Origin of the sequence: Kitasatospora sp. NPDC048545, from assembly GCF_040651155.1 — a bacterium.
Taxonomy (GTDB): domain Bacteria; phylum Actinomycetota; class Actinomycetes; order Streptomycetales; family Streptomycetaceae; genus Kitasatospora.
Genome location: NZ_JBEZIQ010000003.1, coordinates 77,550 through 90,193 on the forward strand (window position 1 = coordinate 77,550; position 12,644 = coordinate 90,193).

Sequence of the window (12,644 nt, forward strand, 5' to 3'; positions counted from 1 at the left end):
TGCCGTTGGGTCGGCACCATGGACGAACCGCTGAACCGGCCGTCGGACCGACCGCCGAGCCGACCGCTGACCGAACTGCGAACCGAACGCCTGCTCATCCGCCGCTGGCGGGAGTCCGACCTTGCCCCGTGGGCCGCGATGAACGCCGACCCCGAGGTCCGCGAGCACCTGGGCGACCCGCTGACCCGCGAGCGCAGCGATGCCTCGGTGGCGCGGTTCGAGACGGCGATCGAGCGGCGCGGGTACGGCTGGCTGGCCGTCGAGGTGCGCGGGAGCGGTGAGTTCGTCGGCTTCGCCGGCCTGGACGACATCGAGGAGGCGGACCCCGTCGACGGCGTCGAGATCGGCTGGCGTCTGGCCCGCTCCGCCTGGGGCCACGGCTACGCCACCGAGGCCGCCCGCGCCGTCCTCGGGTACGGCTTCGACACCCTCGGCCTCCCCGAGGTCCTGGCCATCACCACCGCGGCCAACCACCGTTCCCAGGCGGTCATGCGCCGCCTGGGAATGACCCACGACCCCGCCGAGGACTTCGACGACCCCGCCGCCCCGGAGGGGCCGCTGCGCCGCAACGTCGTGTTCCGGGTCCGCCGGGAGGACCGGCCGTCCCAGGACGGTTGACGGCTGATTGCTGACGGCTGACGGCTGACGGCTGACGGGGGGCGCGGGCGGACGGCGGGGCCGTCCCGGCAGGGGCCGGCGAAGCCTCGGGGGGGCGATGGTCGGAGGGCCGGCCGGGTCCGCTCGCACCCGGGCTGAACTGGGGCTTCGGCCGGGGCGGTTGTCAGTGGTGTGTGCAAGGGTGGACCCATGTTGGCGATCACGGTGCAGACGAACGACGGGCAGCGGCTCTCCCGGCCGAGCGTGGACGAGCTGGCGGGGCTGGTCCTGCGCATCGGCGCGGAGGACGACCGCTTCCTCGTCGTGGAGCGGGTGCCGGACCTGCCGGACGTGTTCGTCCAGGTGTGGCACGCCGACGGCGAGGACTACACGCTGGAGCACCGCGACGGCTCCGCCCAGCGGCACTTCGAGGTGCGGCTGGACGGGCCCGGTCCGGTGGCCGCGGCGATGACGGCCTGGGCGCGTGGCGAAGCGGGCTGGGCGGAGGGTCTGGACTGGCAGCCGCTCGACATGGGCCCCGCGCCGGAGGCCGTGCCGCCGCCGGAGCTGGGCGCGGACGAGCGACGGGAGCTGGAGGACCGGCTGCGGCTGACGCTGGCTTGCGGGTACACCGACCGGGCGCGGCTCGCCGAGGAGGCCGAGGAGTACCTGGTGTCGGGCGGGCACCGTCCGCTCTCGCGCGCCCAGGCCGAGCAACTCGCCGACCGGCTCTGGCTGGAGCGCGTCGGCGAGCAGACCGGCTGGCTCGGCGAGACCCACCCGGAGCGCCTCGCCCGTGCCTTCGCCGCCCTCGACGCCGACGGCATCACGGCCCGGGAGCACTTCACCTGCTGCCGTTCCTGCGGCGAGGCCGAGATCGGCGCCGCCGGTGCCCCGGCTGCCCGCGGTTTCGTCTACTTCCACTCCCAGTGCACCGACTCCGCCGCCGCCGGCCGCGGTCTGTCCCTCCTCTACGGCGGCTTCGACGGCTCCCCGGCGACCACCACCGCCATCGGGCACGAGGTGGTGGCGGCCCTCACGGCGGCCGGACTGCCCGCGGTCTGGGGCGGGGACCCGTCGGACGCGATCGAGGTGCGTCCGCTGCTCTGGCGCCGCCGCCTGGGCGGGTGACGACGGTTGGTTCACCCCGTCCTGCCGGGCCGGGGGGCGAGGAGAAATTCCGGGACGGAGACCGTGGAGGGGCCGGGCAGTGAGCGATGACGTCCTGTCGGTGATCCCGGCGGACCCGTACTGGCAGCCCGAGCCGGCGGCGGCCGAGCGGGCCGTCGCGGTGGTGGCCGGGCTGGTCGAGGCGGACGACGACGCCGAGGTGGAGGTCGGCTGGTACGAGCGTCCGACGGTGGTCGACTGCGGGGAGAACCTGGAACGGATCGGGTGCCCGCACTGCGGCGGCTCGATCGCGCCGGTGTGGTGGGCGGACCTGTCGGAGGAGCACGCGGCGGACGGCTTCGCGACGCTCGCGGTGACGGTGCCGTGCTGCGGCAGCGCCAGCACGCCGGACGTGCTCGGCTACGACCGGCCGTGCGGTTTCGCCCGGTTCGAGATCGAGGTGTGGAACCCGGAGCGCCTCTGGTTCGCGGAGGCGGAACTCGCCGCGATCGCCGCCGCGCTGGGCCACCCGGTGCGGCAGGTCAGGGCGCGCCTGTGACGGGTGAACGGCGCCGGGTGAACGGCGGTGGCCGAACGGCTGCGAGTGAGCGGGGCGGGTGACGGTCGACGGGTGACGGTCAGGGAGTGACGGTCGGGGGTGACGGCGACCGGCGGCGGGTGAACGGTTCCGCCGGCTGCGGTCCGACCGGTCGGCAGGCCGGACCGCAGCGTCTCACGGCACCAGCAGGTGCAGGGCGTTCCGCCGCACCGTGACCTCGACCGGCAGCGGCGCGATGAATTCGCCGTCGGCGTAGGCAGTGATGCCGGGGGAGTCGATGCGCAGGGACGTCGTGCGCAGGGTGGTGACCTCGGAGCGGGTGGTGTGGGTGCCCTTGAAGAGGGTGGGGAAGAAGCGGGCGATCCGAAGCCGGGGCATGGCGTCGACGAGGGTGACGTCGAGCAGGCCGTCGTCCGGGAGGGCGTCCGGGCACATGAGCATGCCGCCGCCGTAACTGCTGGTGTTGCCGACGGCGGCGAGGGTGAGGTCGCGTTCGATGACGGTGCCGTCGGCGAGGGTGATCCGGAACGGGAGCGGGCGCAGGTTGGCGAACTCGATGAGGATGGCGAGGTTGTAGCGCATCCGGCCGCGCGGCCAGCGCAGGCGGTTGGTGCGGTCGCTGACCAGGGAATCGAAGCCGGTGGCGAGGATGGAGCCGTACCAGCGGACCGATCCGTCCGGGCCGGTGATCCGGCCGAGGTCGACCGCGCGGGTCCGGCCGGCGGCGATGACGTCGGCGGCGGCCTCGGGGGATCCGAGCGGGAGGCCGTAGGCGCGGGCGTGGTCGTTGCCGGTGCCGGCCGGCACCACGCCGAGCGGGACGGTGGTGCCGGCGAGGGCCTGCAGGGCGAGGTTGATCATGCCGTCGCCGCCGACGACGGCCACCGCGTCGACGCCGTCCGCGGCCGCCTCGCGGGCGAGGCGGAGGGCGTCCTCGGCGGAGCGCCCGGCGTGCGGTTCGGCGTCGACGCCGAGGGAGCGCAGGCGGGCGACGGCCCGCTCGGCGGCGGGGCCGGAGTGACCGGCGCCCGCCGCCGGGTTGGTGAGAACGGCGACCCTGCGGACGGTTCTCGGGCCGGGCGCCCCATGAGCGCGGCTCATGGGATCAGCTTGCCGGGGTTGAGGATGCCCGTCGGGTCCAGTTCGGCCTTGACGGCGCGCAGGATGCGCACGCCCAGGTCGCCGATCTCGTCGGTCATCCAGGGCCGGTGGTCGGCGCCGACGGCGTGGTGGTGGGTGATGGTGCCGCCCGCGCCGACGATGGCGTCCCCGGCGGCGTGCTTGGCGGCGCCCCAGCGGGTGAGGGGGTCCTCGCCGAGGGCGGCGACGACGGTGAAGTAGAGCGAGGCACCGGTCGGGTAGACGTGCGAGATGTGGCAGAGCACGAGCGCGCCGGGCAGGGCGGCGGTCAGCGCCTCGGTGACGGCGGTCCGCAGGGCCGGGAGCCGGCTCCATTCGGCCGCGGTCTCCAGGGTCTCGCACAGCGCGCCGGCGCCCAGCAGCGAGTCGCGCAGGTAGGGAGCGTTGAAACGGCCGTGTTCCCAGGCCCGGGCGGGGGCCTCGCCGAGCGAGGTGGCGCCGGCGGCGAGCAGCACCTCGCGGGTGGCGCGGTGGCGGGCGGCGACCTGGTCGGCGCTGCCCTCGAAGACGGTGACGGCCAGGCAGCCGGTGACCGCGGGGGCGCCGCCGATCTGCTCGGTCATGGCGAGGTTGACCATGGTCTCGGCCTCGTCGGAGAGCCGGATGACGGTCGGGCCGGTGCCCTGCTGCTCGACGGCGCGCAGTGCCGCCGTCCCGGTGGCGAAGTCGGGGAAGCCCCAGGCCTCGTAGGCCTTGACGGCGGGCACCCGGTGGACGCGGAGCCGGACGGCGGTGATCACCCCGAGGGTGCCCTCGGAGCCGAGGAAGAGCTGGCGCAGGTCGGGCCCGGCGGCGGAGGCGGGGGCGCGGCCGAGGTCGAGCACGCCGACGGGGGTGACCACCCGCAGGCCGCGCACCATCTCGTCGAAGCGCCCGTACCCGGCGGAGTCCTGCCCGGAGGAGCGGGTGGCCGCGAAGCCGCCGATGGTGGCGTAGCGGAAGCTCTGCGGGTAGTGGCCGAGTTCCCAGCCGCGTTCGGCGAGCAGTGCCTCGGCGTCCGGGCCGGTGAGGCCGGCGCCGAGGACGGCCTCGCCGGAGGTCTCGTCGAGGTCGAGCAGCCCGTCCAGGCGGCGCAGGTCGAGCGAGACGACGGCCCGCAGGGCGCCGCGCTCGGGGTCGAGGCCGCCGACGACGCTGGTGCCGCCGCCGAACGGGACGACGGCGATGCGGCGTTCGGCGCAGACCGCGAGGACGGCGGCGACCTCCTGCTCGGTGCCGGGCAGCACGACGGCGTCGGGCGCGTCCTGCGGCTCGCGGCTGCGGCGGCGCAGCAGGTCGGGGGTGGACTTGCCGCCGGAGCGCGGCAGCCGGTCGGCGTCGGCGGCGCTGACGTGGGCCCCGCCGACGGCGGCGGCGAGCGCCCGGAGGTCCTCGTCGGTCATCCGGGAGGGGCTGAGCACGACCTCGTCGGCCTTCGGGCCGGGGGTGGCGTCGCCGGTGACGCCGAGGGCGGCGGCGAGCAGTCCCTTGATGTCGGCGGACAGCTCCTTGGCCAGGGCCGGGTCGCCCCAGGCGTCCCACTTCATCGGGGGGAGCGGAAGTGCGGCGCCGGCCGGTCCCGCTTGCGTCTCAGGTGCCATGCGTTACAGTTTCACACATCATGTCAAGTAGTAACGCCGAGCCGGCGACCGCAGCCGAGCCGCCCGCGACGCCCGGGCCCCGCAGCACCGACGACGCGATCCTGGACGCCGCCGCCGACCTGCTCGTCCACCTCGGCGTGCGCCGCACGCAGCTGGCCGAGATCGCGCGCCGCGCCGGGGTCAGCCGGCCGACCGTCTACCGGCGCTGGCCGGACGTCCGGGCGGTGATCGGCGCGCTGCTCACCCGGGAGATCCTGGCCACCATGGAGGGCGCCGCACTGGACGTCCAGGACCGGGAGACCTTCGTGGAGCGGGTCGTCGAGGTCTCCGTCCGGCTGCGCGACCACCCGGTGCTCGGCGCGCTGCTGCGTTCCGACGACTCCGACCTGCTGCTCGAGTACGTGGTCGAGCGGCTCGGTGCCAGCCAGCGCGGCCTGCTGGAGGCACTGCGCAGCGGCATCGAGCAGGGCCAGGCGCACGGCTCGATCCGTGCCGGGGAGCCGCTCGAACTGGCCGCCATGGTCCTGCTGATCGCCCAGTCCACCGTCCAGTCGCACCGCATGGTCGCCTCCCTGCTGCCCGAGCCGGCCTGGCGACGCGAACTGGCCAGAGCGCTGAACGGATACCTCGCCCCATGACGACGCCCGCCGTCGGCCCCTTCGCGGGGACGAGCCGACTCAACGCCGCACGCCGCACCCTGGAGCTGGAGGCGCTCGGCGACGACCCGCACATCGACCTGCTGGTGATCGGCGGCGGCGTGACCGGCGCCGGCGCCGCCCTGGACGCCGCCTCGCGCGGCCTGCGCACGGTGCTGGTGGAGTCCCGCGACCTGGCCTTCGGCACCAGCCGCTGGAGCTCCAAGCTGGTGCACGGCGGGCTGCGCTACCTCGCCTCCGGCCGGATCAAGGTGGCCCGGGAGAGCGCGGTCGAGCGCGGCGTGCTGATGACCCGCACCGCCCCGCACCTGATCCGCGCACTACCCCAACTGGTGCCGCTGCTCCCGGACCTGCTGCGCCCCGGGCAGGGCGCGCTGATCCGCGCGGGCTTCCACGCCGGGGACGCGTTGCGGATCAGCGCCGGCACGCCGGCGGCGGTCCTGCCCCGGGTGCGTCGGATCGACGCCGCCCGCACCCGCCGGCTGGTGCCCGGGGTACGCACCGCGGGCCTGCGCGGCGCGCTGGTCGCGCACGACGGCCAACTCGTCGACGACGCGCGGCTGGTCGTCGCCCTGGCCCGGACCGCCGCGCAGTACGGCGCGAGTGTGCTGACCAGGGTGCGGGCCGAGGAGGTGACCGGCACCTCCGCCCGGCTGGTCGACGTGCTCACCGGGCAGGCCATGGTCGTCCGGGCGGGCGCGGTGATCAACGCCACCGGCGTCTGGGCGGGCGAGGTGGACACCTCGATCACGCTGCGCCCGAGCCGCGGCACCCACGTCCTGGTGGACGCGGGGATGCTGGGGAACCCGACCGCCGCCCTCACCGTGCCGGTGCCCGGCTCGACCAGCCGCTTCGTGTTCGCCCTGCCGCAGCAGCTCGGCCGGATCGCGATCGGCCTGACCGACGAGGACGCCCCAGGCCCGATCCCGGACGAGCCGCAGCCCACCGAGGCCGAGCTGGCCTTCCTTCTCGACACCGTCAACGCCGCTCTCGCCACCGCACTGACCAGGGCCGACGTGCTCGGCGCCTACGCCGGGCTGCGCCCGCTGATCGACACCGGCGGCGGCAGCACCGCGGACATCTCGCGCGAGCACGCGGTGCTGGAGTCCCCGTCCGGGGTGGTCACCGTGGTCGGCGGCAAGCTCACCACCTACCGCCGGATGGCCGAGGACGCGGTGGACGCCGCCGTCCGGCTGCGCGGCCTGCCCGCCCGGGCCTGCTGGACGGCCCGGCTTCCGCTGGTCGGCGCCCCCGGCCACCGGGACAGCCGTCCGCTGCCCCCGCGCGGGGTGCCCGCCTCACTGCTCGCCCGGCACGGCGGAACGGCCCACGAGGTGCTGGCAGCCGGGGAGTTGGCGCCGGTCGCCGAGGGCCTGGACGTGACGCGCGCCGAGATCGCGTACGCCGTGTCCCACGAGGGCGCGCTGGACGTCGCCGACGTGCTCGACCGCCGTACCCGGATCGGGCTGGTCGCGCGGGACGCGGACCGTGCGCGGAAGGCGGTCGGGGCGATCCTGGCGGAGGCTCAGGACGACTGATCGGCCCGGGGGAAGGGGGCCAGGTCCGGTTCGACCCAGCGGGTCCGGGCCCGCTCGTCCGCGAGCGTTCCGGGCCGGTAGTGCCGGGTGAGCAGCTCCTTGTCGAGCAGCTCGGGGTGGCGGGCGGCGAACTCTTCGAAGCCGTCGGTTCCCTCGGGGTCGTGGGTCCCCTCGGCGTGCTCGCGCTCCGTGGAGCCCCCGGCCTGCGCGGAGTCCGGTGCGGCGTGGACGTGGTGGGCCACCAGCTCGACCCAGGCCCTGGTCATGGTGACGTGGAACTTCTGCGGCGCGCCCGCCCTGGTGGCGGTGCGCCGGATGCCGTCACCGATCAGGTCGAGGGCGGCGGCGGCCCCGTTCCGGCGCACGGCGAGCCAGGTGAGGCGGACGTGCTCGCGGTGGCCGAAGCGCTCGGCACCGGTCATCGCCTCCCGCAGCAGGTCGTCGAAGACGCCGGGGGCGGCCGGGGTGGTAGGGGCCGTGGGGGAGGCGGGGGAGGCGGGGGAGGCGGGGGAGCTGGGGGAGGTCATGCGGAGGCTCTCATCGCGAGGAGGGTCGGGTGCCGGGTGTGGGTGCAAGCGCGGGCGCGGGGGTCGGGCGGCCCGGGGCGGCGGGACGGTGGAACGCGGACGGGAAATCGTAGGTTTTCCCTGCATTTCAGGGCAAACCGCCCGTCCGGGTGGCCTGGCGGGCGGCGTCAGCGGGCGGTCTTCTCCGGCATGGGGTGGGCGGCGCCGGCGAGGTCCAGGACGCAGGAGAGCGGGTGCTCGGCCGTGCCGGTGCGGTCCAGGGTGACCGCGAGCGGCCGGGGCGGTTCCTCGGCGAGCCGGGAGGCGAGGGTCAGCGGGTAGCTGCCGTGCCCCCGGACGCGGTGGAAGGCGCGCTCCTTGCCGTCCACCAGCAGTTCGGTCTCGGTGATCCAGCCGGAGCGGACGTTGACGGTCACGGAGTGTCCGCCCTGGTCGACGTGGAAGCTGTACCGATGGCGCATGGCGAACCTCCCTCGGGGGCGCCGCAACCGGGGAACCGGGATTCGGAACCGGGAAATCGGGGGAACCGGTGATGCAGGGGAACCGGGGGAACCGGGGGGACCCACCGACAGTCTAGGTCGGTGGCACCGCCCCGGCGCCCGGAAGGCCGCGCGGCCCGCCCGGTACCGGGGCCGCCGCGATCGGTTCCCGGCGGGGCCCCTGAAAGGGCCCCGGACAAATTCCCGGGGCGGAGCCGACCTGTAGACGGATCCTTGTGATCTCTACAGTGTTGTAGATTCGTCCGCAGGGAGAGATCGAGGAGGGCATTGTGGGAGTTTCGCTGGCCAAGGGCGGCAACGTCTCGCTGAGCAAGGAGGCGCCCGGTCTGAGCGCCGTGATCGTGGGTCTCGGCTGGGACGTGCGCACCACCACCGGGGCCGACTACGACCTGGACGCCAGCGCGCTGCTGTGCAACGCGCTCGGCAAGGTGATCTCGGACCAGCACTTCGTGTTCTTCAACAACCTTCGCAGCCCCGAGGGTTCGGTCGAGCACAGTGGCGACAACCTTACCGGTGGCGGCGACGGCGACGACGAGCAGATCAAGGTCGACCTGGACCGGGTGCCGGCCGATGTGGCCAAGGTGGTCTTCCCGGTGTCGATCTACGACGCCGACGCCCGGCTGCAGAACTTCGGCCAGGTCCGCAACGCGTTCATCCGGATCGTCAACCAGGCCAACGGCCAGGAGATCGCGCGCTACGACCTGAGCGAGGACGCCTCGACCGAGACCGCGATGGTCTTCGGCGAGCTGTACCGCAATGGTGCCGAGTGGAAGTTCCGTGCCATCGGCCAGGGTTACGCCTCCGGCCTGCGCGGCATCGCGACCGACTACGGCGTCAACGTCTGATCCACGGCGCCCGGCCGCGGCACGCGGTCCGGCCGGGTTTCGGTGGTCACGAGGAGGGCTCGGTCCGTCCGAGCGCATGGCCGCCGAAACCCCCGCCGCCGGTGAGCTGGTGCTGCCACCAGGCGGTCATCGCCGGCTCGTCCATGGTCGACCAGTCCGGTGCCCCGGTGACCTGCGCCCGGCCGAGGGTCCGGCCCAGCTCCACCAACTCCCGCCCGGCCGCGCTGCGTTCGCGGTCGTACGTGGCGAGCAGGGCCGGCCAGGAGCCGGCCGTGCGACCGGCCTGCTCGAAGGCGTGCGCGTCCTGCAGCGCCTTCACCGCTCCGCTGGTGTTGTGCGGGCGCACGACGGTGGCCGCGTCCCCGCCGATCAGCAGCCGCCCGGCGGTGCGGTGCGGGGCCGCCAGGTCGTAGACGGGTTGCAGGAAGGTCCGTTCACGCGGGGTGAGGGTGACCAGCCCGGCCCAGTACGGCGGCAGGTGTCGCTCCGCGAGCTGCCGCAGGTCGTCCAGCCGGCCGTCGGTGAGGGTGCCCGCCGGGATGCTGGTCGGGCCGTCCAGGCGCAGCCAGGCCGGGGTCGGCGCGTAGAAGACCCAGTTCACCTGGGTGCGGCCGGGGTCGAGACCGGGGATGCGGTAGATCACGACCTGCCCGCCGCGGTAGCAGACGGTGATGCACTCCTCCTCCGGCCAGACCGCGGCCCCGCCGGGCAGTCCGGCGAGCAGTGCGTCGTCGTAGCTGCCGCGCCAGCACACGTACCCGGCGTACTCGGGCGCGGCCTGCGGGCATACGGCGGCGCGGACCACTGAGCGGTAGCCGTCCGCGCCGATCACCAGGTCGTACGGGTGGCGGCCGCCGTCGGCGTCCTCGGTCCAGGCGCCGTCGTCGTCGCCGCCGACCGCGGTGACGGTGGTGCCCAGGCGGTACTCGACCCGCGCGGGCGTCCGCTCGCGCAGGGCCTGCCAGAGCCCGGCCCAGTGGTGGGAGTGGAACGGGAACGGCTGGTCCCAGAGCACCCGCCCGCGCCCGTCGGGGCCGTCGCCCCCGCCGGCCGGCCCCCGGGTGACCCAGCGGCGGACGGTGAGGCGGTGGCGCCGGGTGTCCGCCGCCAGGTGCCCGGCGCGGACCAGTTCGTCGAAGCGGTCGTTGTGGGTGCAGATGCCCACGCCGCGGTCCTCCAGCCGGCCGGGGCTGCGCTCCAGCACCACGACCCGCTCTGCGCCCAGCCGGGCGGCGGCCCCGGCGAACGCGCTCCCGGCGATGCTGCCCCCGACCACGGCCACCGAGCCACCTCGCACGGCCGCCCCCTCTCCCGAGCCCGCGATGTCCGGAACACGACGATACGCGGGCGCCCCGCGGTCCGCCCGGCGTTCGGCCGCTTCGGGCCCGTGGGTGTCCCTCCGGAGCGGCGGGGCTGCTTGGTTCCGGTGGGCCCTCGGTGGTCTTGATGCTCCTCGGGCGTTTATGCAACTAGTTGCATATCGCGAGACCCGTCCCCTACCCTGCGGTAACCACGACACCCCGCCCGCGCCCCAGGAGACGTCGATGAGCGCCACCCCCGGCAGCAGCCGCTACCCGCACCTGCTCAGCCCGCTCGACCTCGGCTTCACCACCCTGCCCAACCGCGTGATCATGGGCTCCATGCACGTCGGCCTGGAGGAGGCCCCCGGGGGCTACGAGCGGATGGCCGCGTTCTACGCCGAGCGCGCCCGCGGCGGCGTCGGCCTGATCGTCACCGGCGGCATCGCCCCCAACGAGGCCGGGCGCCCCTGGGAAGGCGGCGCGATGCTGACCACCGAGGAGGAGGCCGACGAGCACCGCGCGGTCACCGACGCGGTGCACGAGGCCGGCGGGAAGATCGCCCTGCAGATCCTGCACTTCGGCCGCTACGCCTACCACCCCGACCTGGTCGCCCCCAGCGCCCTCCAGGCCCCGATCAGCCCGTTCGTGCCCAACGAGCTCACCGCCGAACAGGTCGAGCAGACCATCGAGGACTTCGCCCGCTGCGCCGAACTCGCCCGCCGCGCCGGATACGACGGCGTCGAGATCATGGGTTCCGAGGGCTACCTCGTCAACGAGTTCATCGTCGCCGCGACCAACCACCGCGACGACGAGTGGGGCGGCCCCTACGAGCGGCGGATGCGCTTCCCGGTGGAGATCGTCCGCCGGGTCCGCGAGCGGGTCGGCGAGGACTTCATCATCGTCTACCGTCTCTCCATGCTCGACCTGGTGCCGGGTGGCTCCACCCTGGACGAGGTCGTCCGGCTCGCCCAGGCCGTCGAGGCCGCCGGCGCCACCATCATCAACACCGGCATCGGCTGGCACGAGGCCCGCATCCCGACCATCGCCACCTCGGTGCCGCGCGGCGCCTTCGCCTGGGTGACCGAGAAGGTCATGGGCAAGGTCGGCATCCCGCTGGTCGCCACCAACCGGATCAACACCCCCGAGATCGCCGAGGGCCTGCTCGCCGCGGGCAGCGCCGACCTGGTCTCGATGGCCCGCCCGCTGCTCGCCGACCCCGACTTCGTCGCCAAGGCCCGCGACGACCGCGCCGACGCCATCAACACCTGCATCGGCTGCAACCAGGCCTGCCTGGACCACACCTTCAGCCTCAAGATCACCTCCTGCCTGGTCAACCCGCGCGCCTGCCACGAGACCGAACTCGTCCTCGCCCCCACCAAGGTGCGCAAGCGGGTCGGCGTCGTCGGCGCCGGACCGGCCGGACTCGCCTTCGCCGTCTCCGCCGCCGAGCGCGGCCACGACGTCACCCTGTACGACGCCGCCGACGTGATCGGCGGACAGCTCGACGTGGCCCGGCGCATCCCCGGCAAGGAGGAGTTCGACGAGACGCTGCGCTACTACCGCACCCGGCTCGCCGAGCTGGGCGTCACGCTGCGCCTGGGCGCCACCGCCATCGCCGGGCAACTGGCCGCGGAGGGCTACGACGACGTCGTCCTCGCCACCGGCGTCACCCCGCGGACCCCCGCCGACATCCCGGGGATCGACCACCCCAGCGTGGTCGGCTACCTCGACGTGCTGCGCGACGGTGCGCCCGTCGGCGAGCGGGTCGCCATCCTCGGCGCGGGCGGCATCGGCTTCGACGTGGCCGAGTTCCTCACCGACCAGGGCGACGAGGCGAGCCTCAACCCGCCGGTGTTCCAGGCGAAGTGGGGCATCGACCCGGAGTACCGCGAGCGCGGCGGCCTGCGTGCCCCCGAGCGCCCCGAGCCCCCGCGCAGCGTCCACCTGCTGCAGCGCAAGGCCGGCAAGGTCGGCGCCGGGCTGGGCAAGACCACCGGCTGGATCCACCGCACCGAACTCAAGCACCGCGGCGTGGTGATGGTCCCTGGCGTCACCTACGACCTGATCGACGATGCCGGCCTGCACATCACCGTGGACGGCGAGAGCCGGCTGCTGCCCGTCGACACCGTGGTGCTCTGCACCGGCCAGGAGCCGCGCCGCGACCTGTACGAGGCGCTGCACGAGCGCGGCCTGTCGGTGCACGTGATCGGCGGTGCCGACGTGGCCGCCGAACTCGACGCCAAGCGGGCCATCAAGCAGGGCACCGAGCTGGCCGCCGCGCTCTGAGTGGA

12 protein-coding genes are annotated in these 12,644 nt (G+C 74.7%); 7 read left to right on the forward strand and 5 right to left on the reverse strand.

Features of this window, described 5'->3' with window-relative positions:
* The first annotated feature begins 66 nt into the window (after positions 1–66).
* From AB0D10_RS04060 to AB0D10_RS04070, 3 genes are all read left to right on the forward strand, one after another.
* On the forward strand, positions 67–618 hold the full coding sequence (locus AB0D10_RS04060) for a GNAT family N-acetyltransferase (RefSeq protein ID WP_360251720.1): 552 nt from the start codon (positions 67–69) through the stop codon (positions 616–618).
* 189 nt (positions 619–807) lie between these two features.
* On the forward strand, positions 808–1,728 hold the full coding sequence (locus tag AB0D10_RS04065; protein ID WP_360250882.1) for a hypothetical protein: 921 nt from the start codon (positions 808–810) through the stop codon (positions 1,726–1,728).
* Between the two features lie 79 nt (positions 1,729–1,807).
* A complete protein-coding gene (locus AB0D10_RS04070; protein WP_360250885.1) occupies positions 1,808–2,266 on the forward strand; it encodes a hypothetical protein in 459 nt (152 codons plus the stop codon).
* A gap of 174 nt (positions 2,267–2,440) precedes the next feature.
* Here AB0D10_RS04070 and AB0D10_RS04075 read toward each other — a convergent pair whose 3' ends face one another.
* Complete coding sequence (locus AB0D10_RS04075) at positions 2,441–3,367, reverse strand: diacylglycerol kinase (RefSeq protein WP_360250888.1); 927 nt, start codon at positions 3,365–3,367, stop codon at positions 2,441–2,443.
* Positions 3,364–4,932, reverse strand: coding sequence for an FAD-binding oxidoreductase (locus tag AB0D10_RS04080; RefSeq protein WP_360250891.1), 1,569 nt, complete (start codon positions 4,930–4,932; stop codon positions 3,364–3,366). Before AB0D10_RS04080 ends, AB0D10_RS04075 begins: the two co-directional genes overlap by 4 nt.
* Positions 4,933–5,006: 74 nt before the next feature.
* Between AB0D10_RS04080 and AB0D10_RS04085 the strand changes: the two genes are divergently transcribed.
* Both AB0D10_RS04085 and AB0D10_RS04090 read left to right on the forward strand, forming a co-directional pair.
* On the forward strand, positions 5,007–5,624 hold the full coding sequence (locus AB0D10_RS04085) for a TetR/AcrR family transcriptional regulator (protein WP_360250894.1): 618 nt from the start codon (positions 5,007–5,009) through the stop codon (positions 5,622–5,624).
* Entirely contained in the window at positions 5,621–7,180 is a 1,560-nt protein-coding gene (locus AB0D10_RS04090; protein WP_360250897.1) for a glycerol-3-phosphate dehydrogenase/oxidase, read from the forward strand. Before AB0D10_RS04085 ends, AB0D10_RS04090 begins: the two co-directional genes overlap by 4 nt.
* On the opposite strand, the gene AB0D10_RS04095 is transcribed toward AB0D10_RS04090, so the two are convergent.
* On the reverse strand, positions 7,168–7,707 hold the full coding sequence (locus tag AB0D10_RS04095) for a hypothetical protein (protein ID WP_360250900.1): 540 nt from the start codon (positions 7,705–7,707) through the stop codon (positions 7,168–7,170). The genes AB0D10_RS04090 and AB0D10_RS04095 overlap by 13 nt on opposite strands.
* Before the next feature lie 167 nt (positions 7,708–7,874).
* Positions 7,875–8,168: a hypothetical protein gene (locus tag AB0D10_RS04100; protein ID WP_360250903.1), complete on the reverse strand. Its 294-nt coding sequence runs from the start codon at positions 8,166–8,168 to the stop codon at positions 7,875–7,877.
* Positions 8,169–8,476: 308 nt separating this feature from the next.
* Between AB0D10_RS04100 and AB0D10_RS04105 the strand changes: the two genes are divergently transcribed.
* On the forward strand, positions 8,477–9,052 hold the full coding sequence (locus tag AB0D10_RS04105; protein WP_360250906.1) for a TerD family protein: 576 nt from the start codon (positions 8,477–8,479) through the stop codon (positions 9,050–9,052).
* A 46-nt stretch (positions 9,053–9,098) separates the two neighbouring features.
* Here the strand turns inward: AB0D10_RS04105 and AB0D10_RS04110 are convergent, their stop codons facing one another.
* Positions 9,099–10,334, reverse strand: a complete 1,236-nt coding sequence (locus tag AB0D10_RS04110) for a monooxygenase (protein ID WP_360250909.1) — start codon at positions 10,332–10,334, stop codon at positions 9,099–9,101.
* A 262-nt stretch (positions 10,335–10,596) separates the two neighbouring features.
* On the opposite strand from AB0D10_RS04110, the gene AB0D10_RS04115 reads away from it, so the two are divergent.
* Positions 10,597–12,639, forward strand: a complete 2,043-nt coding sequence (locus AB0D10_RS04115) for an NADPH-dependent 2,4-dienoyl-CoA reductase (protein WP_360250912.1) — start codon at positions 10,597–10,599, stop codon at positions 12,637–12,639.
* The last annotated feature ends 5 nt before the right edge of the window (positions 12,640–12,644 follow it).

Excerpts from the sequence above, each read along its gene's own strand:
- AB0D10_RS04065 (WP_360250882.1), top strand. The coding sequence starts at position 808 with ATGTTGGCGATCACGGTGCAGACGAACGACGGGCAGCGGCTCTCCCGG.
- AB0D10_RS04075 (WP_360250888.1), bottom strand. The coding sequence starts at position 3,367 with ATGAGCCGCGCTCATGGGGCGCCCGGCCCGAGAACCGTCCGCAGGGTC.
- AB0D10_RS04080 (WP_360250891.1), bottom strand. The coding sequence starts at position 4,932 with ATGAAGTGGGACGCCTGGGGCGACCCGGCCCTGGCCAAGGAGCTGTCC.
- AB0D10_RS04085 (WP_360250894.1), top strand. The coding sequence starts at position 5,007 with ATGTCAAGTAGTAACGCCGAGCCGGCGACCGCAGCCGAGCCGCCCGCG.
- AB0D10_RS04090 (WP_360250897.1), top strand. The coding sequence starts at position 5,621 with ATGACGACGCCCGCCGTCGGCCCCTTCGCGGGGACGAGCCGACTCAAC.
- AB0D10_RS04095 (WP_360250900.1), bottom strand. The coding sequence starts at position 7,707 with ATGACCTCCCCCAGCTCCCCCGCCTCCCCCGCCTCCCCCGCCTCCCCC.
- AB0D10_RS04100 (WP_360250903.1), bottom strand. The coding sequence starts at position 8,168 with ATGCGCCATCGGTACAGCTTCCACGTCGACCAGGGCGGACACTCCGTG.
- AB0D10_RS04115 (WP_360250912.1), top strand. The coding sequence starts at position 10,597 with ATGAGCGCCACCCCCGGCAGCAGCCGCTACCCGCACCTGCTCAGCCCG.